23 protein-coding genes and 1 other annotated feature are annotated in these 21,040 nt (G+C 52.1%); of the genes, 8 read left to right on the forward strand and 15 right to left on the reverse strand.

Annotation, left to right across the window (positions count from 1 at the left end):
- Window positions 1–361 precede the first annotated feature (361 nt).
- The 3 genes from nhaB to OCL06_RS15385 are packed head-to-tail and all read left to right on the forward strand — an operon-like array spanning window position 362 to window position 3,027.
- Window positions 362–1,945, forward strand: coding sequence for a sodium/proton antiporter NhaB (gene nhaB / locus OCL06_RS15375; protein WP_262996158.1), 1,584 nt, complete (start codon window positions 362–364; stop codon window positions 1,943–1,945).
- A gap of 9 nt (window positions 1,946–1,954) precedes the next feature.
- Window positions 1,955–2,479, forward strand: coding sequence for a disulfide bond formation protein DsbB (gene dsbB / locus OCL06_RS15380; protein WP_262996160.1), 525 nt, complete (start codon window positions 1,955–1,957; stop codon window positions 2,477–2,479).
- A 35-nt stretch (window positions 2,480–2,514) separates the two neighbouring features.
- Window positions 2,515–3,027, forward strand: a complete 513-nt coding sequence (locus OCL06_RS15385; protein ID WP_262996162.1) for a GNAT family N-acetyltransferase — start codon at window positions 2,515–2,517, stop codon at window positions 3,025–3,027.
- A gap of 1 nt (window position 3,028) precedes the next feature.
- Here OCL06_RS15385 and OCL06_RS15390 read toward each other — a convergent pair whose 3' ends face one another.
- The 13 genes from OCL06_RS15390 to OCL06_RS15450 form a co-directional block, all read right to left on the reverse strand.
- Window positions 3,029–3,523, reverse strand: a complete 495-nt coding sequence (locus OCL06_RS15390; protein WP_262996164.1) for a YcgN family cysteine cluster protein — start codon at window positions 3,521–3,523, stop codon at window positions 3,029–3,031.
- Window positions 3,523–4,185, reverse strand: coding sequence for a fumarylacetoacetate hydrolase family protein (locus OCL06_RS15395; RefSeq protein WP_262996166.1), 663 nt, complete (start codon window positions 4,183–4,185; stop codon window positions 3,523–3,525). Before OCL06_RS15395 ends, OCL06_RS15390 begins: the two co-directional genes overlap by 1 nt.
- A gap of 1 nt (window position 4,186) precedes the next feature.
- Complete coding sequence (locus OCL06_RS15400; protein ID WP_373318501.1) at window positions 4,187–5,182, reverse strand: lytic murein transglycosylase; 996 nt, start codon at window positions 5,180–5,182, stop codon at window positions 4,187–4,189.
- Entirely contained in the window at window positions 5,182–5,475 is a 294-nt protein-coding gene (locus OCL06_RS15405) for a YcgL domain-containing protein (protein WP_262996168.1), read from the reverse strand. Before OCL06_RS15405 ends, OCL06_RS15400 begins: the two co-directional genes overlap by 1 nt.
- Window positions 5,476–5,492: 17 nt before the next feature.
- Complete coding sequence (rnd, locus tag OCL06_RS15410; protein WP_262996170.1) at window positions 5,493–6,650, reverse strand: ribonuclease D; 1,158 nt, start codon at window positions 6,648–6,650, stop codon at window positions 5,493–5,495.
- 60 nt (window positions 6,651–6,710) lie between these two features.
- The gene (gene fadD / locus OCL06_RS15415) at window positions 6,711–8,363 is read right to left on the reverse strand and encodes a long-chain-fatty-acid--CoA ligase FadD (RefSeq protein WP_262996172.1); all 1,653 of its coding nucleotides are present in this window, start codon (window positions 8,361–8,363) and stop codon (window positions 6,711–6,713) included.
- Window positions 8,364–8,492: 129 nt separating this feature from the next.
- The gene (locus OCL06_RS15420; protein WP_262996174.1) at window positions 8,493–9,332 is read right to left on the reverse strand and encodes an alpha/beta fold hydrolase; all 840 of its coding nucleotides are present in this window, start codon (window positions 9,330–9,332) and stop codon (window positions 8,493–8,495) included.
- A gap of 62 nt (window positions 9,333–9,394) precedes the next feature.
- A complete protein-coding gene (locus OCL06_RS15425) occupies window positions 9,395–10,072 on the reverse strand; it encodes a Slp family lipoprotein (protein ID WP_262996176.1) in 678 nt (225 codons plus the stop codon).
- A gap of 179 nt (window positions 10,073–10,251) precedes the next feature.
- Window positions 10,252–10,557 (reverse strand): hypothetical protein, encoded by a 306-nt coding sequence (locus OCL06_RS15430; protein WP_262996178.1) that lies wholly within the window; start codon window positions 10,555–10,557, stop codon window positions 10,252–10,254.
- Window positions 10,558–10,628: 71 nt separating this feature from the next.
- Window positions 10,629–11,318 carry a tRNA (adenosine(37)-N6)-threonylcarbamoyltransferase complex dimerization subunit type 1 TsaB gene (gene tsaB / locus OCL06_RS15435; protein ID WP_262996181.1) on the reverse strand — a complete coding sequence of 230 codons (690 nt, stop codon included), beginning with the start codon at window positions 11,316–11,318 and terminating at the stop codon, window positions 10,629–10,631.
- Between the two features lie 3 nt (window positions 11,319–11,321).
- Window positions 11,322–13,244, reverse strand: coding sequence for a DNA repair helicase YoaA (gene yoaA / locus OCL06_RS15440; protein ID WP_262996182.1), 1,923 nt, complete (start codon window positions 13,242–13,244; stop codon window positions 11,322–11,324).
- Window positions 13,245–13,329: 85 nt separating this feature from the next.
- Entirely contained in the window at window positions 13,330–14,646 is a 1,317-nt protein-coding gene (locus OCL06_RS15445; RefSeq protein WP_262996184.1) for an alpha-amylase family glycosyl hydrolase, read from the reverse strand.
- 66 nt (window positions 14,647–14,712) lie between these two features.
- On the reverse strand, window positions 14,713–15,570 hold the full coding sequence (locus OCL06_RS15450) for a sulfite exporter TauE/SafE family protein (RefSeq protein WP_262996187.1): 858 nt from the start codon (window positions 15,568–15,570) through the stop codon (window positions 14,713–14,715).
- A gap of 162 nt (window positions 15,571–15,732) precedes the next feature.
- Here OCL06_RS15450 and OCL06_RS15455 point away from each other — a divergent pair, with 162 nt between their 5' ends.
- From OCL06_RS15455 to OCL06_RS15470, 4 genes are all read left to right on the forward strand, one after another.
- Window positions 15,733–16,227 carry a DUF2244 domain-containing protein gene (locus OCL06_RS15455; RefSeq protein WP_262996189.1) on the forward strand — a complete coding sequence of 165 codons (495 nt, stop codon included), beginning with the start codon at window positions 15,733–15,735 and terminating at the stop codon, window positions 16,225–16,227.
- A complete protein-coding gene (locus tag OCL06_RS15460; RefSeq protein ID WP_262996190.1) occupies window positions 16,220–17,464 on the forward strand; it encodes a saccharopine dehydrogenase family protein in 1,245 nt (414 codons plus the stop codon). The genes OCL06_RS15455 and OCL06_RS15460 overlap by 8 nt, the downstream gene beginning before the upstream one ends.
- A 65-nt stretch (window positions 17,465–17,529) precedes the next feature.
- Entirely contained in the window at window positions 17,530–17,775 is a 246-nt protein-coding gene (locus OCL06_RS15465) for a DUF6482 family protein (RefSeq protein ID WP_262996191.1), read from the forward strand.
- A 101-nt stretch (window positions 17,776–17,876) separates the two neighbouring features.
- Window positions 17,877–18,728, forward strand: coding sequence for a TraB/GumN family protein (locus tag OCL06_RS15470; RefSeq protein ID WP_262996192.1), 852 nt, complete (start codon window positions 17,877–17,879; stop codon window positions 18,726–18,728).
- 360 nt (window positions 18,729–19,088) lie between these two features.
- Here the strand turns inward: OCL06_RS15470 and OCL06_RS15475 are convergent, their stop codons facing one another.
- Window positions 19,089–19,313 (reverse strand): hypothetical protein, encoded by a 225-nt coding sequence (locus tag OCL06_RS15475; RefSeq protein ID WP_262996194.1) that lies wholly within the window; start codon window positions 19,311–19,313, stop codon window positions 19,089–19,091.
- A gap of 202 nt (window positions 19,314–19,515) precedes the next feature.
- Window positions 19,516–19,824, reverse strand: a complete 309-nt coding sequence (locus tag OCL06_RS15480) for a hypothetical protein (RefSeq protein ID WP_262996196.1) — start codon at window positions 19,822–19,824, stop codon at window positions 19,516–19,518.
- 150 nt (window positions 19,825–19,974) lie between these two features.
- Window positions 19,975–20,095 (forward strand) — a sequence feature (His leader region).
- Between the two features lie 37 nt (window positions 20,096–20,132).
- On the opposite strand from OCL06_RS15480, the gene hisG reads away from it, so the two are divergent.
- Complete coding sequence (hisG, locus tag OCL06_RS15485) at window positions 20,133–21,035, forward strand: ATP phosphoribosyltransferase (protein WP_262996198.1); 903 nt, start codon at window positions 20,133–20,135, stop codon at window positions 21,033–21,035.
- Window positions 21,036–21,040 lie beyond the last annotated feature (5 nt).

Here is a 21,040-nt window from a genome sequence, read left to right on the forward strand (position 1 = left end):
AATGCGCCTGACGCTGTCGGCTCATTAAGAATATTCGCTGTAGTGAAGCACACTCTGTTGGCCGACGACCAGCATTGTTTGACCATAAATCGTTGTTTTGGTGACTCAAGGGAAGTCACGAACGCGAGTCTCTGTCTGCCGCCAGGTCATCTTACGAGCGATTTGCGGCTAAATGCCCGCCATACTGGTGATGCTGCTTTCTCACTATTGAAAATTCATGTAGTCTTGATGGCGAGGTACCGCCAGGCAAAGAAAACCGCTATAAAACGATAACTTGGCGCTTTCACTTGCTATTGTAAGTGACTATAACTACAACAATACGCAACACTTGCCTACTTTTTAGTAGAAGGAACACAAACCTATGCAGACCACTTTCTCCGCGGCTGTTTACCAGAACTTTCTCGGTCATGCGCCCGACTGGTATAAAAAAACCATCATTGCCTTTTTACTTGTTAACCCACTGATCTTCATGGCCGACCCCTATGTGGCGGGTTGGGCTCTGGTGATCCAGTTCATCTTCACCCTGGCAATGGCGCTAAAGTGCTACCCTTTGCAACCTGGTGGTCTGTTGCTCATTGAGGCCATGTTCATTGGCATGACCTCCCCCGGTCACATGATGCATGAAATTGAAGTGAACCTGGAAGTTATCCTGTTGCTGGTCTTTATGGTGGCCGGTATCTACTTCATGAAAGACCTGCTGCTGTACCTGTTCACCAAACTGGTGATTAAAGTCAAAAATAAGCTCGTGCTGTCACTGGCATTTATTTTTGCGTCAGCGTTTTTGTCTGCATTTCTGGATGCACTGACTGTCGTAGCGGTTATCATCGCGGTGGGCCTGGGCTTTTACTCTATTTATCATAAGGTGGCGTCTGGCAAAGAGTTTCACCATGACCATGATCACACCAGCGACGATGCCGTTCAGGATCTTGGCCGTCACGATTTAGAGAATTTCCGCGCCTTTCTGCGCAACCTGATGATGCACTCAGCGGTGGGAACTGCACTGGGCGGCGTTATGACGATGGTGGGAGAACCCCAGAACCTGATCATTGCCGACAAGGCAGGCTGGGATTTTGTGGAGTTTTTCATTCGCATGTCCCCTGTCACCCTACCGGTATTCATTGCCGGCTTAGCCACCACCTTATTCCTCGAAAAAACCAAAGTATTCAGTTATGGCGCCCAGTTGCCTAAAAATGTGCGCGCCATTTTGGTGGACTACAGCGAGCATACTGACCGTAGCCGCACGCACAGGGATAAGGCCAAACTGGTGGTTCAGGCCATTATCGGCCTGTGGCTGGTGGTTGGCCTGGCTACCCACATGGCTTCAGTGGGCTTAATCGGCTTATCAGTTATTGTATTAGCAACCTCTATGAGTGGCGTGATTGAAGAGCATGCGCTGGGTAAAGCCTTTGAAGAGGCGCTGCCCTTCACCGCTTTGCTATGCGTATTCTTCGGCGTGGTTGCGGTAATCATTGATCAGGGTCTGTTCCAGCCGGTTATCCAGTGGGTACTGAGCTACGAAGGTGAAACACAGATGATCATGTTCTACCTGGCCAATGGGGTGCTCTCGATGGTCAGTGACAACGTATTTGTCGGCTCCGTTTATATCACCGAAGTCACCGCAGCACTTGAAAACGGACAGATCACCCGTGACCAGTACGACATGCTGGCAGTGGCGATTAACACCGGCACCAACCTGCCAAGCGTAGCCACGCCGAATGGTCAGGCTGCATTCCTGTTCCTGCTGACGTCTGCAATCGCCCCTCTGCTACGCTTATCGTATGGCCGCATGGTGTATATGGCTCTGCCTTATACCATTGTGCTGACTATTGTGGGCCTGCTGGCCACCTACATCGGTCTGACCGACGCTACCCAGTGGCTGTACGACATGCACTTTATCGAGCATCACAGCGCCACAGCGGTGAGCGCTGGCGACGATGGGCATTAGGAGAGCAGCATGAGCGTGGTTCACTCTATTAGCCGCTGGGCAGAGCATAAGTCGTCGTGGCTGTTGTTATTTGCCTCAGCGCTGGCTTTACAGATCACTGCCTTGTACTTTCAGTACGGCATGGATCTGAAGCCCTGTATTATGTGCATCTATCAGCGCACTGCCGTGTATGGCATTTTGCTGGCAGGCTTGCTGGTACTGATAGTCAATCACGGCCTCACCCGCTTGCTCGGCTTCGCGGGGTGGATTGTCTCTGCCGTCTGGGGTTACCTGTTGGCCACCGAGCATCTGGAAATCATTAACGCCAGCAATCCGTTTTTCGCCAGTTGCGGCATAGAGCCAAACTTCCCCTCATGGGCCCCCTTGCACGAGTGGCTGCCAGCGATATTTGCGGCAGAAGGATTATGTGACGAAAACAGCTGGCAGTTTATGTCCATGGGCATGGCAGGCTGGATGCAGATTATCTTCGGCATTTACATTGCGGCCTTTGTCGTGGTGTTTGGGTGTCGGTTGTTAGATAAGAAGCCCTTTTGATCGACCTCAGTATTTTACCTTCGCGGCTGCCGCCTTTGAAAACAGACGACAGCCCGGTCGCCATTGAGCGAATTGGAATGAAGCACGCTGAGGTGTTGTGCCGCGCTGGGCAGGCGTCGGCCCATCATGTAAAACCCTGGCTGGGCACCAGTCTGTGCCCTGTTACGCCCGCCGCGACTAAGCACTGCATTGAGTCTCTTGATGCCAGTCGTCATCAGAATTACGGCATCACCTACTTACTGGTACAAGAAGACACCTGCCTGGGTATGGGGATCATCAATTATATTCATCCACTTCACCTTACCGGCAATCTGGGTTACTGGATCCGACCTGACGCCTGCGGCCAGGGCCTCGCTGTTGCCTTATGCAAAGCGCTGCTTAAACTGGCATTTACGCAAATGGGGCTGAACCGGTTGGAATGTTTTATTGAGCCCGCCAATAAAGCAAGCCTGCGGGTAGCGGAGAAACTCGGCGCGGAGCGAGAAGGTCTGTGCCGTAAGCGTATTTTCGGGCGCGACGCCTTGCTTTACAGCTTAACGTCAGCCTGAACTAGCTTACATCTTCCAGCGGCCAAATCGCGATATAATCTTCAAAGTGCTCTAAATCCACATCGGTTTCAGACACGGTTTTATTGCGCACCGACATGCCTTTCTGATGCATCACATGCTTTTTGCCTTTATTCAGCAACGGATGCCAGGACGGTAAGCCTCGTCCCTCGTGGAGGCGCCGATACGCACAGCTCGGGGGCATGAAAAAGATGTCTTTTAAATTGTCTTTAGTCAGTTTAACGCAGTCCGGCACCAGCTCGGTGCGGCGTTCGTACTGAGAACATGCACAACTTTTGGTGTTTAGTAACGAACACACAATGTTGGTGTAATGTACCTGCTCTTCAGGGAATATTTCATCGGTGGATGCCGCTTCGTCTGCGTCATCGTCTTCGATAAATTTGTGCAGACAGCATTTAGCACAGCCATCACACAGTGACTCCCACTCTGCTTGCGACATTTCTGACAGTGACTTGGTTTCCCAGAATGGTGCGGACATTAGCCAATTACCTTGGTTGAAACGTGAAAATGGTCGGCCAACTCTGCCCGGACAACATCATTATTGTTAAGGGCGGCGACGCCCTTCGGCGTGCCGGTGAGAATAACATCACCAGCGTCCAGCGTGAACACGCCCGACATATGCGCAATAAGTTCGGGGATGGCATGCAGCATCATGGCAGTGTTTCCGCTCTGACGTTGCTGGTCATTTACTGTCAGCGAAAAGTGAATATCATCCAGGCGGGTGAATTGAGAAACCGGCACAAAGCCGGACAACGGGCAGCTAAAGTCGAATGCCTTACTGCGTTCCCACGGCAGTCCTTTCTGCTTGAGCGTCTGTTGCACATCACGCAGCGTCAGATCCAGTCCCAGCCCGATGCCCCAAATTGCGGCGAGCACCTCCCCCACTGAGGCATTGCACAGCGGTTGCTTTAATAATACCGCCACTTCCAATTCATTATGGCACTCGCCCTTTCCTTCCGGGATGCGCAGCGGGTTTTGCATGTGACAGAACGCGGCTTTCGGTTTCATAAACAGCAGAGGTTCTGCAGGGACTTCAGAGCGCATTTCATCAATGTGGTCATGGTAATTACGCCCCACACAGATAGCCTTCCCCACCGGTAAAGCGATGGGATTACCCAGATTGTCCTGGTGCATGTACATGTCAGTAGCCTCGTTTTATCCGATCAGAAAGATAACCCACCGATACACCGAAGTATGAAGAGCGGTTCCACTTCATCAGGGTATGGAAGTTATTATAAACCAGATAAATGCGTCCGTCGGGACCATCAGGCATTATTAACGAGGCACGTATGTCCACGTCAGGCAGCGCGCTGCCATCGTAGCGACGCACACCCAGCTGTTGCCATGCTGCCAGTGGCTGGTAATGCTGCTTATCCAGCCCCCGTTTACTCAGCGCCTCATCGCTTGTCAGCGTGACCTGACGTCCCCACGTATAATCACCCTGCCAGCCTTCGGAAGACAAGAAGTTGGCAATCGACGCGAACACATCGGCCGGCGTACCCCAGATATCTTTTTTACCGTCCTTATTGTAGTCCACCGCGTAGGTCAGAAAAGAAGTCGGCATAAACTGGCTCTGGCCCATCGCTCCTGCCCACGATCCCTTGAAGTCGGCCAGTTCAATGTGGCCTTCATTCAAAATAGTCAGTGCGGCGAAAAACTGTTTTCTGAACAGGGTTTCCCGGCGTCCTTCATAGGCCAGCGAAGACAACGCGGACAATACATCAAACTTGCCCTGAATTCGTCCGAAGTTAGACTCATTTCCCCACAATGCCACGATAAATCTGGGCTGCACCTGATAGACATCGGCAATTTCTTCCAGCACTCCGCGGTGTGCAGACAGCTTTTCGACCGCCTGATTCACTTTCCAGTCGGGGACCCGGGTAGCCAGGTAATCATCCAGGGTAATTTTGCGTTCGGGCTGATTTTTGTCCGATTTGACCACCGTTGGCCGAAACTCGATGGTGGCGAAAGCCTTATCTAACAACGCCGGATCAATGCCACGCGTCACGGCTTCCTGTTGTAACTCAGAGAGGTACGCCTGAAAACCCGCCGCTGTTTTGTCTTTTGCTGTCACCGGCATAACTGCCAGACTGCTGGCCACCAGCGCCAGCTTTAATATCGAACTTGCTACTTTCATCATTTAGTTTCTGGTCTTTTCGGCAACCCCTGCTCAACACGGTGCGCTTCCAGCAGGTTGTCTTCCTTAGGGGGCAGTTGCAGATAAAAGCCTTTTTCTTCCATTGCTTCGCGGACGTTGTTCACCGCCACACCGGCCAGGGTTTTACGTTTGTCCAGCGCCACCACCATAACCAGTTCGGGCTTTCCAAACTGCTCCATGAGCGCTTCAGGAATATCGTCAAACTGCTCTTGTTTAGGCACATACAGAAACATGCCCGGCTTTTTTTTACTTCGGTATACTGCACACAACATAATCAAAACTCTTAAAATTAGTCGTTTTCTGACTCACCCAGAATGCGGATAACAGCAGGCGCGAACAATGGCGCTCGCCACCCCACCAGTAAGTCTGGTTTCAGCCCCTGGGCCCGGGTTTCACACATATCAAACCATCGCCACTTTAACAGTTGGTTCAGTTGCTTCTTTGAAGCCAGGACTTCGGGTGACACGCCCTGTTCTATCGCTATTTGGTTAGTGGCATGCTTGAGCTCGGCCAGCGTTTTTTTGTATGCCGGCACGTCGATCAGGCGTTTGATAACGGCCGGTTTAGCTGCATCATCAAGCGCAGCGTACTCTGCTCTGGCAGTACGCACTATCTCGGTTATAACCTCGCTGTAGCGACGAAAAGCCGGTGGGCTAATGCCCTCCACTTTCGACAGCGCGCTGCGCGACTCGGGCAGCTTCTGAGCTACCTCAAACAAATGTATTTCTTTAAACACAAAGTTGAGCGCCAGATCCTTTTCCCGCGCCTTTGCCAGTCGCCAGCCAGCCAGTGCTTTCAGTACGTACAGTTGTTCACTGTTCAGCCGCCAGTTATTTTTAATGCCGATATAGGCATATTCCACCGGCATGCTAGCCTGCTTTTTAACCCCCAGCTGCGCCACTTCATCGACCACCCACTGGCGCTTTCCGCGGTCAATAATCATATTGTTCAGCTGCTCATAAGCAGGCAACAGGTACAGTACGTCGTTGGCGGCATAGACCAGCTGACTTTCACGCAGCGGGCGTGCCAGCCAGTCGGTACGGGACTCCCCTTTATCAAGAGATTCACCACATAGCTCTTCAACCAGTTTGGCATAACCAAGGGTGGCCCCCAGTCCCAGGATACTGGCTGCAAACTGCGTATCGAAGACCGGCGCAGGCAACACGCCAAAAAAACTGAGAAAGGTTTCCAGGTCTTCCGAGCAGGAATGCAGAACCTTGGTCACTTCCGGGTTTTCCAGGAGATGCACAAATGGTCTGAAATCGGAAATAGTAAGCGGGTCGATGAGCACCAGCTGGTGTCCGTCATAGAGCTGGATGAGGCCCAATTTTGGGGTCAGTGTGCGGGTGCGCACAAACTCAGTGTCCAGCGCCACAGCCTGGTATCGCTGTGCGCGAGCACACACTTCTGCCAGGTCGTTATTAGTGGTGATTAATACATAGTCCATAGTACGAAAACAGCCGGCAATAAGCCGGCTGATATCTTTCTCCCGGGTTAGCGCCAGCCCTTAATCACGGAGCTCGCGACGTAAAATTTTTCCAACATTGGTTTTCGGCAGATCATCTTTAAAGACCACCTGTTTAGGTACTTTGTACCCGGTAAGATGGGCTCGGCAATGGGTAATCACTGCTTCTTCAGTGAGTGCCTCGTTTTTCCGAACAATGAACAGTTTAACTACTTCACCACTACTTGCGTGGGGAACACCTACTGCGGCCGCTTCAATGACATCGTCATGCATGGCTGCCACTTCTTCAATTTCATTCGGAAACACATTGAAACCAGATACCAGGATCATATCTTTTTTACGGTCAACAATATAGAAATAACCTTCATCGTCCACTGTGGCAATGTCACCGGTCGCCAGCCAGCCGTCTTTGAGTATTTCATCAGTAGACTCTGTGCGGTTCAGATACCCTTTCATCACCTGTGGGCCTTTAACCCACATCTCACCTGGCTCACCTTTGCCAACTTCTTTGCCATCTTCATCTAACAGCATAATGTCTGTAGATGGAACCGGCATGCCGATTGCGCCTTTGTAAGCTTCAATTTGTGGTGGGTTCACCGTCACCACCGGTGAGCATTCGGTCAGTCCATAGCCTTCCAGTAACACGGTACCGGTGACTTTCTGCCATTTTTCGGCCACTGGTCGCTGCACGGCCATGCCGCCACCCAAACCGAATTTGAAGTTAGAAAAGTCCAGCTCACTGAATCCTGGGGTGTTCAGCAATCCGTTAAACAGGGTATTCACACCAGGCAGAATGGTAAACGGGTACTTACTGAGTTCATCTACGAAGGCCGGCATGTCACGGGGATTCGTAATAAGCAGGTTGCGACAACCATATTTTACGAATAACAGGCAGTTCGCCAGCAGCGCGAAGATATGGTAAAGCGGCAGTGCCGTGACTACGAAGTCTTTGCCGGGCTCAATGACGGTTTCCAGAATACCGGAGACCTGCTCCAGGTTGGCTATCATATTACGGTGAGTTAGCATCGCCCCTTTCGATACGCCCGTGGTCCCCCCGGTGTACTGCAGAAATGCCAGCTCATCGTTTTGAATATCCGGTCGGGTGTATTGGAGATCCTTGCCGCTCTTGATTGCCGCCATCAAAGGTGTCGCGTCGGATAAGGAATAAGCCGGCACCATCTTCTTCACGCGTTTTACTACGAAATTGACAATCCAGCGTTTCGGCGCTGGCAGCATATCGCCCAGCGAAGTAAGCAGTACGTGCTCCAGGTTCGTATCACCCAGCACTTTTTCCAGCGTACAGGCGAAATTTTCGACAATAACAATTGCCTTGGCATTGGAATCTACCAACTGATGTTTTAATTCCCGGGCGGTATACAGCGGATTTACATTTACTACCACCATACCGGCGCGCAAAATTCCAAACATGGCCACCGGGTACTGCAGTAAATTCGGCATCATGATGGCCACGGCATCACCGCGCTTGAGACCCGAGTTTTGAAGATAGGCGGCGAATTGCGCAGACTGCTCGTCCAGCTCACCAAATGTCATCGACTGACCCATATTAATATAGGCCACCTTATCACGATAGGTTTTCACCGATTGCTCAAAAATATCCACAATTGAGCTGTACCGATCGGGGTCTATCTCAGCGGAAACGCGAGGGTCATAATGCTTGAGCCAGGTTTTATCCACCAAAGCCTCCTTCCGTTATTATTATAATGCCCGAAGACGCGCTCCGGCCTTTTACAGGCACATCTTCGCAAACTGGTCTGATATCTTGCGAATAGTATAGGATGCAGCAATAAAAATAAACGGCGCAGTTTACAACTGCTCAACAAAATCGCGGATGACAGGGCCGATCAAGTCAGGTTTTTCCATATGCACATGATGGCCACCCTCAAAATATTCACACCGGCTGTTGGCAAACCAGTCACGGCGTCCGGCGTAAACCTCTGACACTTTTTTGAAGCTCTGACTGGCGCTGGTAAATAGTACCGGACAGGTAATGTGTTGCATGATATCTCTGGCCTGGGGCTCCGTCAGCCGAACAGTGGAACGGGTACGCAGCCGCGGATCGCTGGCCCAAAAGCCATGCCCGCCCGCATCCTGAGTGAGATTACGGCTGAGAATCGCCCGCGCGTGCTCTTCAGGAATATCAGAAACTCTGCACCGTGCTTTTACTGCGCTGTCCAAGTCCACCGTGCGTAACCGGTTACGACTCTTTTCATAGCGACTTAGCACGGACTCCCGCATTTGCTGCGCGGTGGTATCTTCTGACTGGGTAAGCGGTCCACAGGCATCCAGACTGATCACCCCTTTCACCTTCTCCGGAAAGAGGCCGGCATACAGCGTAGCCAGAATACCGCCCATTGAATGCCCCAACAGCACCACCTGCTGCCAGCTTTGTTGCTCAATGAGGGCAAAGAGGTCCTGGATGTAGTCTATTTGATTGTAATGGGCGCCCTGGGGACGATGAGAGGCGTGGCCGTGACCTGCCAGATCCAGCGCGATAAAATGTTGCTCTTGTAGGTAGGGGGCCAGCGGGCGCAGGCTCTCGGCATTATCTAAATACCCATGCAGTCCCAACACCACCGTGCCTGTTCCCTGGTTATCCAGCCCGGTAAGAATGACGGGCCCGGCATGAAATTCGGTTTCCAGCATACCTGTTACTTCCTTTTGCTAAAGCGGCAATGCATTGCCGCCTGCCGGGCATGCGATTGCCGTTAAAATTCCAAATCTTTCCGGTTATTCCGTCTCGAAGACGAAGAAGGATCACTATAATCTTTTGGGGGAAGCGACTTTCTACCAGAGCTTCTTATCGTCGACTTCGGCGGCGCATTCCCCCGTTCAATCACCCGCACCCTTGAGCGATGATACCGCCAGCTGGGATGGAAATAAGGGGAGATATAGGGCGAGTACCAACCGGTGTGATAGTTAAAGTAGATACCAGAGACATCATACTCCACTTCTTTGCGCCACAGATGATAGTCCCGCGCTTTCAGAGTTGGGTACATGTAGGGTTGTTCACCCACCATACCCGCTGTCGGGCTGCCCACACTACCCACGAAAGTTACCGTTCTGCCTTCTTCGAAGGAAATAGGATCGACAAACCCTTCAATAAGCACTTTAAACCGGCCCACAGTTTCAGCTGAGGTATTGGGTTTACCGTAATGATTGAGGGGGAAGTGAACCACTTCAATGAAAGTTTTTTGCGGCTTGTTTTCAACGCCGACGACTACCCCACCCCAGCGAGCAGGCTCGCCCAGCTGTGCGTTACCACTGGTCACCGCCCTGGTGTAGCTAACCAATGAAGTATCATCTTTCACATCTATGGCAGCTGGCACGATGGCACATCCGGCCATTGTCAGTACCGCCAGAAGAGTCATAATTCTGATTAACATGCAGTTATCCTAACTTAATTACACGACTATACACTGAGTATTACACGTCAGCCTGAACACTAGCTGAATTCCGTTGCAGCAAGGCTTTGGCAGGCTAGCCCGGGACGGCTTTGGGGCTAATGACTTCCCTGCCCTGTGCAGCTGAGATCAGGCCTTAGCCAGACTAGCAGCCCTGCGTGTCAGGCGTAAAGATCTACGCCAAACATTTCGCGAATGTTTTCGCGCTGTCTGGCTTTTTCCAGGGCGGTATATGACGCAATCGCTGTGCGGCTCTGGGCATTGTTATCTTCGCGTATAAACTGTTGGTACTGGCGGGCCTGCTCAAAATCCTGAGCACTCTGGGGGGCTTTTAGGACGAACTGCCCCGGGTTAACCGGCTGGGGTTTATCGGTGGCGGACTCAACCGCAGGGGCAGCCCCACCACGAGGGTTACGACTTTGCGGTTGATCTGCAGGTGATACCGAAAACGAAGTATTTATAATCATGCGCGGTAAACGGGGCTAATTAATTCTTTACTGACAAATATTCAAACGAGCAATTTTCGTGCCCTTTAACATTACTCTCTGCCCGGCAGCTTTTTCCAGGTGACTTTATCGCGCAGATAAACCGGCTCCACGTTACCGGCCGTGACGGCCCCACCTTGCTGATAGAGACGTTCAGCCAGCGGGAGCATGGCCTCTGCGTTCGGATACAACACCACTACTTCAGCGGCATGCTGCTCTTTGTACTCATTCAGGACCGCGTAAGCGTCCCAGCCGGTTCCGGCCAGCACAGCGTTTGGCTGTTCAAGCTGGGTTGCCGCCGCTTCCGGAGCACAAACCTGTTCGTCTGTCAGGCTTTCAGCCAATCCATCGTTAAGTGTGAAGGCGGCAAAGTATACCTCTCCCATTCTTGCATCAATAGCCACGTACGCAGTCGTTTTACCTGACTCCTGCATTGCCTGCTGTGCCATAGCCGCCAGCGTGCTCACGCCGGCCACCGGCCGTTCACTGCCAAACGCGAGACCTTGTATCATGCCGGTGGCAATGCGAACCCCGGTAAAACTACCCGGGCCACGGCCATAGGCCAGGCAATCAATATCAGTCAGCGTTAGCCCGGCTTCAGAAAGCACCGCGTCTACCATTGGCAGTAACTTCTGGCTGTGCTGTTGCGGGCAGACTTCAAACTGGCTGTATACTTTGTTGCCATCCTTTACGGCAACAGAGCAGGCTTCAGTGGCGGTATCTATAGCAAGAATTCGGCTCATGGGTTATTGCTCGTCATTAATATTGGAAAGAAAACTGTCAACTTCATCTAAGCTTCGGGTGCGATGCATATCCGGCAAACTGGCCAGAAACGTTTTAGCGTAGTGCCGGGTTACCAGACGATTATCGCAAATGACCAGTACGCCTTTGTCGTTAGGATCACGAATGAGTCGGCCAGCTCCCTGCTTGAGCGTAATTACCGCCTGGGGGATCTGAATAGCCGCAAACGGGTTGCCGCCACGCTTTTTCACGTCTTCAATGCGTGCTTGCAGTAAAGGATCATCCGGTGAGGCAAACGGCAGCTTATCTATCATGACACACACCAGATCGTTGCCGCGTACGTCGACCCCTTCCCAAAAGGCGCCGGTGCCCAGCAGTACTGCATTTTTCTTGGTCAGATACTCATCCAGCAGGGCTTGCTTGGTGGTGGTCCCCTGCACCAGTAGCGGGTTGTCTACTTCGTCTTCCAGACGCCCGGCAATTTCCCGCAGCATGGCATGACTGGTAAACAGCAGGAAGCACCGCCCGTTACTGGCTTTAATCAGACGCTTCGCGGTCTCCAGCAAGGTCTCGCGCATGGCGAAGCTATTTGGTTCCGGGAGGTGTCTGGGCACGCACAGCACCGCCTGTTCCTGATAGTTAAACGGACTGTCTAAGCCCAGGGTTCTGGCGTCCTCTAATCCCATTCGTCGCTGGAAATGCTCAAACCCGCCATTCACCATTAGTGTTGCGGAAGTAAACACCCAGCCCCTCGGCGGGGAAGACACAAACCGTCTGAATTTTGCCGCGATAGACAAGGGGGTTAGATGCATGATCAGGTGACGAGGCGTAGTTTCGTACCACAAGCTCACACCGTCCTGCTTATTATCGCTTAATGCCGCGAGTTTTTCTCTGGCCTGCACTATGCGTTCGTAAAGGTTATCGAGGTCCTTATCACGCCCGATATGCAGCTTGCAGACTTCGTGCAAAACCCCCAGAGCTTCTGCCAGCTTACCCACCTCCGCACGCACTTCATCGCGGTCCAGCGCTTCAGCCCAGTTACCGCGTTGTGGCGTATCGGGGAACAACAGGCGTAAATCAGAGGCCAGCATGCGACATTTGTCGGCCGTTTTGTCCAGCTGCTCCACGTCTTTCAGCACGGTGCGGTAAATGAGTGTGATATCTTTGGCCAGATCGTGTATTTGCCGGGTAGACATGGACTCACCGAAATAATCGGAGGCAATATCCGGGATCTGGTGCGCTTCGTCGAAAATAATGGCATCCGCTTCGGGAATAAGTTCGCCGAACCCGGTGTCTTTTAACGCCATATCGGCAAAGAAAAGATGGTGATTCACCACAATAACATCGGCATCCAGAGCTTTACGGCGCGCTTTTACCAGGTAACACTCTTCATAATCGGGGCAGTCCCGCCCTAGGCAGTTGTCTACGGTGGAGGTAACCAGTGGCAATACCTTGGCATCTTCCGGCAATTGCTTAAGCTCGCCCATATCACCAGTTTTGGTCGTCGTCGCCCACTGACGCACAGTGGAGAGCTGGTCCAATACGTCTTTTTCCACCAGCGTGGAGTTGCCCCCGTGCTGCGCCACCCGGTGCAAACACAGATAATTGGCGCGCCCCTTCAGTAAGGCAGTCTTGCGGCGTGAGGCCAGCGCTTTTTTCACCAGAGGCAGATCGCGGTGATATAGCTGCTCCTGCAGATTTTTGGTGCCGGTGGAGATGATAGCCTTGCCTTCTGAAAGCAGCACCGGTCCCAGATAGGCAAACGTCTTGCCTGTGCCGGTCCCCGCTTCCACCACCAGGCTTTGCTGATCTTCAATAGCTGACTTTACGGCATTCGCCATGTCTGTCTGTGCCTGCCGGGGCACAAAGCCGGAGATGGTTTTAGCTAATTCACCGTTTTCAGAAAACAGGCTCGTGACCGACGCCATAGTTACCTTCACTGCCGAGAAAAACCGGCATTATGCCAAATAACGCCCTTCAGATCCGGCAAAATATGCAGAACCCGGTGAAGGATCAGTCTGAGCGGCTAACAAATACACGATAATCCCAAGCGTTAAGGTGCAACTGACTGGTCTCGGTCAACTGCACTGTCTCGTCGGAAAACAGTTCCGTGAAAGTACCCTGAAACAGCGTCTCTGAGAACTGCACCGATCGCTCACTGTTACACAGATTCAAGACCACAAAAACGGTGTCGCCGGCCTGTTGACGAACAAAACTGAATACTTCTGGCTGGCAGGAGTTGGGCACCTGGATCATCCTCGCCCCGTACGGGCCATTCCACAGCGCGGGCAGCTGTTTTTTCAGGGCAATCAGGCGGGCATACAAAGTGCCTATGGGATGGGGTTGCCAATCAATCGGGTCGCGTTCGAAGAACGCAAGGCGCTTATTTTCGCCCGCCTCCTGACCGTTGTGAATGAGGGGCATCCCCTCGCCTAGCACCGAGAGTATTATGGCAGCCTCCAGGGCATCACCAAATTGTTCGTGTTGGGTGCCGTCCCAGGCATTCTTGTCGTGATTACTCACGAAGGTCATCCGGTAAGCCTGTGCCGGCCAGGCCCGCTCATTCCAGGAGTAATACTTACGCAATTTATCAACCGAGGCCGTGCCGTTGGCGATGTCATGCATAGTTTCGTTCCACGTCCAGGCGTAGGTCATATTGAAGGCGCGCTCATGCAGATCCCGGTTTTCCCATTCTGCCAGCATGAAGACCGGTTTGATTTCATCCAGTGCCGTGCGTGCCTGGGTCCAGAAATCATTGGGGACATAGCCGGCCACGTCACAGCGATAGCCATCAATGTCGAATTCTTCCACCCAATAGCGCAGAGCCTCGATCATGTAGGCGCGCAGCGCGCTGTTATTGTAATCAAACTCAATGATGTCATCCCAGTCCCACCATGGCGAAGGCCGAAAGTCACCTTTGTAATCTCTGGCATACCACTCAGGGTGCTCAGTCACCAACGGGTTATCCCATGCGCTATGGTTGGGTACCCAGTCAAGGATCACTTTCATCCCTCTCGCGTGGATGTCCGCGATAAGCGCACGGAAATTTTCTTCGTCGCCGAACTCGGGGTTTAACGCCAGGTAATCTTTCACCGCATACGGGCTGCCTAATTCACCCTTGCGGTTTTTCTCGCCAATGGGATGCACCGGCATCAGCCATATAATGTCTGCCCCAAGAGCCTGTATGTGCGACAGGCCCGCACGCACACCGTCAAAATTGCCTTGTTCACTGAACTGGCGGGTGTTCACCTGGTAGATCACCGCATTCTTAGACCATGCCGGTTGTTCCAGTTTATACGGGGATTGCGGAAGGTATTCCTGTGCTGACATATAAACGCTCCATGATGAATAGGCAGGTTGTCATAGCGGGCTATACGGCACAACAGTGCAGAAGGCTTAAAATACCGGGAGGCCACTGGCGCCAAGTACCAGTACCCAGGCGCCGAAAAAGAGCTTAAGCCGGGTAGGTGAAAATGCCAGCACCACACGCTTGGCAAGGATGCCTCCGATAACAGCGCCGGCGCCGGCAAACATTACCACTTCCCAGACTATCGCCTGCGATATTGTCATGTGATAGGCAATAGCGCCCCACACTGAGGCTGCCGAAAGAATGACAGCAAGAGCAATGGACATCGTCACGCTAAAGCCACGCATGATCAGATATACCGCCACCAGCTCGCCTACACCTACCGACAGCCATGCCGTAACAGTGCCGCCGATGAAAGCTACAAAGGGCAATACCAGCACGTCGGCCTGGGTAAACCGGGATACAAACGCAGTCTTTCTCAGGAGCGGGATGGAGGCAAAAATGGCCAGCGCTAAAATAATAGAAAAGACGCCAAACCCCAGGTGCAATGCATTCAGGTTACCTTTCAGAAAAGCCAGCGAGGGTGCCAGATGCCCGCCATATTGTGCAGCCCAGATACCGCATAAGGAGGCCGGTATCGTCAGCATCAGACCGCCGGGCAAAGCGCGCCATGCTGTGGCACGCTCAGTATGATGGCGATAGTAGCGATGCCAGGTGACAGCTCCGGCAGTCATCCCGCAGCACTGGATAGCGAAGCTGGTGGCCACTACCGACTCAGGAGAAAAGTTCAGCTGATTAAAAAACGGCACAAAGACCACGCCGCCGCCGGCTCCGGTGGCATTGGCGAATACCGCGCCAACCACTCCGAGCAGCAGAAACCCGGCATAGGACGCTATCAGATTGATCAGATTGGGCTGCAAGGCGATTAGTACCAACCACCCTGACATGAGCCCCGTACGGTACGGGTGCCGGGCAACCAAGAACTTCAGGTAATGCACTGGTGAATTTCCCCTGTAATTTGCGGCAACTTTGCCAGAACCGCGGGAAAAATAAAATCTCAATGTGCTACGTTTTAATAATAGGTTAACGTTCTGGTCAAAAAACACGCCATGATTATTACCCGAACCAGCGCTGAGCAAACCGATATCCGGCTATACCCTAATCGCAGCGCCACATGGGGTCAGACCAAGTGGCTGATACTGGCCATGAGTGCCGTCCTGGCCACTGTCGCAACGGGCTGGTTAATTGCCGGAGTATGGGTCATCCTGCCCTTCGCCGGCATAGAAATCGGGTTACTGGCCTATCTGTTCTACCGGGTATCCCACTTTACCTACCAGTATCAGGCTATTTGTATTTCGGCTGACCGTGTTCTGGTCTCGCTCAGTAAACGCAGCCCCGATCTCATCTTTGTGACATCCCAGTGTCACGTTGAATTCCTCGATGGCGACACTCCCTGGCATCAACCTGTCATTATTTTAGTGGGGGCAACACAGCGTATTGAAATTGGTCAGTTTTTAAATCATGCTGACCGACAGCAACTTAAGCAAAGTCTGGCGACAGCGGGATTAATAATCTGTCGAAAAAACTGGTGGAAAAATGACTAGCGACAAACGGAAATTCGATATTGTGCTATACGGCGCCTCAAGTTTTGTGGGCCAGATCATCACCGGCTACCTGGCCACCAGACTGGAGGCTGGCAGCTGGGCAGTAGCAGGCCGCAACCCTGACAAGCTTCGCCGGGTCCTCGCCCAGCATAAATGCGAAAATACGCCGGTACTGACTGCCGACGCCAACGACAGTGATGCACTCACTAAAATGTGCGAGCAGACCTCGGTGGTGATCAGCACCGTAGGGCCCTATGCACTGTACGGTGAAGGCGTGGTAAAAGCCTGCGCCCACACAGGCACAGGCTATGTGGATCTGACGGGAGAGCCGCACTGGATTAAACAGATGCAAAGCCGCTACCAGGATATCGCCCAGGCCAATGGGGCTCAATTGGTACATTGTTGCGGTTTCGACTCTGTTCCTTCCGACATGGGCGTGTATTTCCTGCAACAACACACTATCGCCAATACTGGTAAGCCCTGTGATGATATCGCCATGCGCGTCCATCGCATCAAAGGCGGTGCATCGGGCGGTACAGTAGCCAGCATCCTCAACCTTGTGGAAGAAGCGCAGCGCGATAAAAACATCAGAAAGCAATTGGCCGATCCTTACTTGCTTTGCAACTCGCCCGCCACGCGGATACGCCAGCCAAATGTGAAAAAAGCCTGCTACGACCCTGTTACCCACCGCTGGATAGCGCCTTTCATTATGGCGGCAATTAATACCCGCGTCGTACACTGGTCCAATTCACTGCGCAACTATCCGTACACGGAACAATTTACTTACGAAGAAGCCATCGTGACGGGCAGAGGTCGCAAAGGTGCCGTGCGGGGCTGGACAATGACCCTCGGCCTTGGCGGTTTTATGCTGGCAGCCTCCAGTAAACTGCTGCGTAAGTTACTCCAGAAACACTGGCTGCCTAAGCCTGGTGAAGGTCCCTCTCACAAAGCCCAGCAACAAGGTTATTACGATATTCGTTTTTACGGAGCCACGTCCGCACAGCGTCAATTCGTTGCCCGGGTAACAGGGGATCGGGATCCGGGATACGGGTCTACCGCCAAAATGATTTCGGAGTGTGCGATTCTGCTTAGTCAGCAACGTCAGAAAAACAGCGAACTTGCGGGAGGAGTCATGTCGCCATCAGTATGTTTTGGCGCCTCTATTATTGAGCCACTGACCACCTACGCCGGGCTACGGTTTGAGATTTTACCCTCCCATTCTGCTGCCGATATGTGACTAAAGTTTAATGATCATTTCCGCCCGCCAGGGATTACCTATAGGCAGGTAACCGAGGAAATCTCATGAACTTGTATATTGAATCAATTGAGGGTGGTAGTTATCTGGTGGCAACCGGTGATGTCCAGAATCAGCAACTATTAATGGCGGAAGAAGGCAAGCCACGCACGTTCCACTGTCTGACCGAAATTCGGTCGCATTTTAATGGCCGACAATTTGATAAAGTGTGGCTTCGTCAAGCCACCCCCTATGAAGAAATGGTCAGTCAGCGCAGTACAGAAACCAGCCTTGATATGCAAATGGACTGGTAGAAGTGAGTTGATGCGAACCTAAAGTTGATGCGGCCGGCACATCGCAGTAAAGTCGTTACTTGCAATTATCTGCATGGATTCACCCACACACGGAGCTTTGTATGGTTCGCATTACTGCCCTGATACTCACCCTTTTCAGTCTGTCTGTCCATGCTGCTTCAGTATGGAAAGTGTCTGATGGCACGCACACCATGTATTTTGGTGGCACGCTGCACATACTTAGCCCTGACGATTACCCCCTGCCCGGCGCCTATGCCCGAGCCTATGACCGCGCAGACGCCTTGGTATTTGAAACTGATATCGCCGCACTAAGCTCACCGGATTTTGCCGCAAAATCCCTGCAGAGGCTCACTTATACAGACGCCACGTCCCTGCGCGACCATATCAGCGATGACACGCTTGACGAACTGCGGGCATACCTGCAAACCCATGGCATTCCGCTTGAGCAGGTACTGAAACTCAAGCCAGCCCTGGTGGGCATTACTCTGAGTATGGTTGAGTTCCAGCGTATCGGGCTGACCAGCCAGGGAGTGGATAAGTTCTATCACGCTGCCGCCAGCGACGATGGTAAACCCATGCATTTTTTGGAGACCCCGGAAGAGCAACTCGACTTTATAGCGGCGATGGGCAGTGGTGATGAAGACGCCTATATCCGCTATGCCATAAAAGATGTGCAGCAAATCCCGGGCATGCTGGACACCCTGAAAGCCAACTGGCGGGAGGGCGATATGTCACGCTTTCACGCGTTATCAATGGCAGAGTTCGAACAGGCCTACCCTGAGATTTACGACCTTTTACTTACCCAGCGCAATAACAACTGGATGCCCGCACTGAAAAGCCTCATGGCCACACCTGCTACCGAGTTTGTGCTGGTAGGCGCCATGCATATGCCTGGCGACACCGGTTTGCTGGCACAATTGCGGGCGGCAGGCTATACGGTGGAACAACTTTAAACGGTTTACCGGGTGTGTATTTCGTCTGCCCGCGCTTCCATACGCTCCCGGCCACGCTGTTAGAACAGTAACCTAGCCCCCTGTAATCGCGTGTCACACCAGCACACGTACCCGGTCAGGTACCAGCGATTAGAATTTTGAGGGGCCGCTCTGCATGGGCCCCACGGTAAGCAGTGGCCAAGGAGATTAGCGATAATCCTTCAGCGCTTGCATTACCTCACCCCGCGATGGCGGATGGCAGCCTGTTTGCGCCACGTTCAGGCTTGCAGCCATGGCACCGAACTCCAGTGCTTCAGAAAAAAGCTGACCGGAGGTGGTGTGGCTGAGCGCCGGCTAAGAGTAAGTAATGCTGCAACAGCACTAGTGGCGGCGACGACTATCTTCCAGCTCTGTATGCTGTATTTCTTCACGCAAATGGATTGGCAGCGTTTGTTGTACGAATTCGTGATGGGTTTGATTATTACTGAAAACCAGCGGGTCGTTATCGCAGTTAAGATTATAAGTTAACAGTGAAACACAGGTTTTGTTTGCTAACTCTGCATGGGATGCAGGGTAATGACTCACGCCACATCCAGATAGCATCATAATGCCCCCTGTCAGAGATAAAACTACCCGTCCGTTGCTACATTGCTTCCAATTGAGCATAGTGTGCCATTTCCACATTGGTTATTCTTTAAACGTTAGTATCCAGAGATTTTCTGTTCTCTGCAAGCCCGCACAGGCCTACGCTCAACGACAGGCATTAACCCTGACCGCCGCCTTCATCAGGCGTTAGACCAGCCTTGCCTTACACGTAACGATCAATGTGCTTTTTACGCTGGCCTGTTGGCGTGGGCTCGCCAGAGTTTTCTGCGTCGGGTTGCGCTTCTGTTCCGGTACTCGGAGCGCTTTTCTGGGGTTGCTTTTTTTGCTGCTCGCGATGATGCTCCTGCTGATACTTCTCCGTTACACGACGCTCTTCATCATGTAAGGCTTTTTCTTCGTCGGTGAGCGATTCTGAGCTGGTTGCTTTTTCCACAGGCTTTACCTCGCCGCGCTCTTTCACCGGCACCTGCGTTGCTCTTGGCAAAATTGAAAATAATAAATCGTTGCTCATAGCGAATTATTTTAACTTATATTAATAATTATTAGACCGTCCGCCCGGTAAGGGTTCAATACCTGTTGCAAATAGGGTGGTATTTAGCTACTGTTTCCATCGTTAATTAGCTGGAAAGAAATTTAAATCCATGACAATCACTGCGCAAAACCATCATCACCACCATATAGCATAGCCTTTCAGGTTTGTGCTGGAAGGGTATTGTCTCCTTCCAGTGGCGCAGATACTAAATTCTCGACCCCCGGAAGGAACCTTCCGGGGGTTTTTCGTTTTAAGCGCCCATTAAATTTATGTAAGGAATGTCAAAAATGAGTGACAACAAGAGACTTCGCATCGCAGTTCAAAAATCAGGTCGTCTGAGCGACGACAGCATTGCGTTGCTAAAGGCGATAGGTATTAAGCTGAATATTCGTGACCGGTTGCTCATCGCACATTCCACCAACCAGCCTATTGATCTGTTGCGGGTACGTGATGACGACATTCCTGGCCTGGTCATGGACGGTGTCGTAGATATGGGCTTCATTGGTGAAAACGAGCTGGAAGAAAAAATGCTGGAGCGTAAAGCCGCAGGTAAACAGGCTGACTACGAAGTGCTGCGTCGCCTTGACTACGGTGGCTGCCGGCTGTCTATTGCCGTACCGAATGAAATGGATTACGCCGGTGCCAAAACCCTGCAAGGCAAGAAAGTAGCCACCACCTACCCGTTCCTGCTCGAGCGTTATTTTCAGGAACAAAATATTGATGCCAAGGCAGTCATGCTCACTGGCTCTGTTGAAGTGGCCCCCCGTGCCGGCGTCGCCGATGCGATTTGTGATTTGGTGTCTACCGGTGCCACGCTGGAAGCCAATGGCCTGGAAGAAAAAGAAGTTATCTTCCGCTCAAAAGCCGTACTTATTAAACGTGCAGACAGCGAAATGAGCGATGAAAAAGCCGAGCTTATCGCTCGCCTTATCCCCCGTATTGATGGTGTGATGCAGGCCAAAGAAAGTAAATACATTATGCTGCACGCGCCCAAAGCCTATCTTGAGCAGGTAAAAGATCTGCTGCCTGGCGCAGAAGATCCTACAGTGCTGCCACTCGCCGGTGCCGACGATACCGTCGCCATCCACGTAGTCAGTCCTGAAAACCTGTTCTGGGAAACCATGGAAAAGCTCAAAGCGTTAGGCTGCCGCTCTATCCTGGTTATGCCAATTGAAAAAATGATGGGATAAAGCGC

Source organism: Alteromonas salexigens (assembly GCF_025628895.1).
Classification (GTDB): domain Bacteria; phylum Pseudomonadota; class Gammaproteobacteria; order Enterobacterales; family Alteromonadaceae; genus Alteromonas; species Alteromonas salexigens.

Coding starts and splice junctions, on each gene's coding strand:
- nhaB (WP_262996158.1), top strand. CDS start 362: ATGCAGACCACTTTCTCCGCGGCTGTTTACCAGAACTTTCTCGGTCAT.
- yoaA (WP_262996182.1), bottom strand. CDS start 13,244: ATGGCGTCGGTCACGAGCCTGTTTTCTGAAAACGGTGAATTAGCTAAA.
- dsbB (WP_262996160.1), top strand. CDS start 1,955: ATGAGCGTGGTTCACTCTATTAGCCGCTGGGCAGAGCATAAGTCGTCG.
- OCL06_RS15395 (WP_262996166.1), bottom strand. CDS start 4,185: ATGTACATGCACCAGGACAATCTGGGTAATCCCATCGCTTTACCGGTG.
- rnd (WP_262996170.1), bottom strand. CDS start 6,650: ATGGACTATGTATTAATCACCACTAATAACGACCTGGCAGAAGTGTGT.
- OCL06_RS15425 (WP_262996176.1), bottom strand. CDS start 10,072: ATGTTAATCAGAATTATGACTCTTCTGGCGGTACTGACAATGGCCGGA.
- OCL06_RS15480 (WP_262996196.1), bottom strand. CDS start 19,824: ATGAGCAACGATTTATTATTTTCAATTTTGCCAAGAGCAACGCAGGTG.
- OCL06_RS15445 (WP_262996184.1), bottom strand. CDS start 14,646: ATGTCAGCACAGGAATACCTTCCGCAATCCCCGTATAAACTGGAACAA.
- OCL06_RS15475 (WP_262996194.1), bottom strand. CDS start 19,313: ATGATGCTATCTGGATGTGGCGTGAGTCATTACCCTGCATCCCATGCA.
- OCL06_RS15460 (WP_262996190.1), top strand. CDS start 16,220: ATGACTAGCGACAAACGGAAATTCGATATTGTGCTATACGGCGCCTCA.
- OCL06_RS15405 (WP_262996168.1), bottom strand. CDS start 5,475: ATGTTGTGTGCAGTATACCGAAGTAAAAAAAAGCCGGGCATGTTTCTG.
- OCL06_RS15420 (WP_262996174.1), bottom strand. CDS start 9,332: ATGCTGGAAACCGAATTTCATGCCGGGCCCGTCATTCTTACCGGGCTG.
- hisG (WP_262996198.1), top strand. CDS start 20,133: ATGAGTGACAACAAGAGACTTCGCATCGCAGTTCAAAAATCAGGTCGT.
- OCL06_RS15470 (WP_262996192.1), top strand. CDS start 17,877: ATGGTTCGCATTACTGCCCTGATACTCACCCTTTTCAGTCTGTCTGTC.
- tsaB (WP_262996181.1), bottom strand. CDS start 11,318: ATGAGCCGAATTCTTGCTATAGATACCGCCACTGAAGCCTGCTCTGTT.
- OCL06_RS15430 (WP_262996178.1), bottom strand. CDS start 10,557: ATGATTATAAATACTTCGTTTTCGGTATCACCTGCAGATCAACCGCAA.
- OCL06_RS15400 (WP_373318501.1), bottom strand. CDS start 5,182: ATGAAAGTAGCAAGTTCGATATTAAAGCTGGCGCTGGTGGCCAGCAGT.
- OCL06_RS15450 (WP_262996187.1), bottom strand. CDS start 15,570: ATGTCAGGGTGGTTGGTACTAATCGCCTTGCAGCCCAATCTGATCAAT.
- OCL06_RS15465 (WP_262996191.1), top strand. CDS start 17,530: ATGAACTTGTATATTGAATCAATTGAGGGTGGTAGTTATCTGGTGGCA.
- OCL06_RS15390 (WP_262996164.1), bottom strand. CDS start 3,523: ATGTCCGCACCATTCTGGGAAACCAAGTCACTGTCAGAAATGTCGCAA.
- OCL06_RS15455 (WP_262996189.1), top strand. CDS start 15,733: ATGATTATTACCCGAACCAGCGCTGAGCAAACCGATATCCGGCTATAC.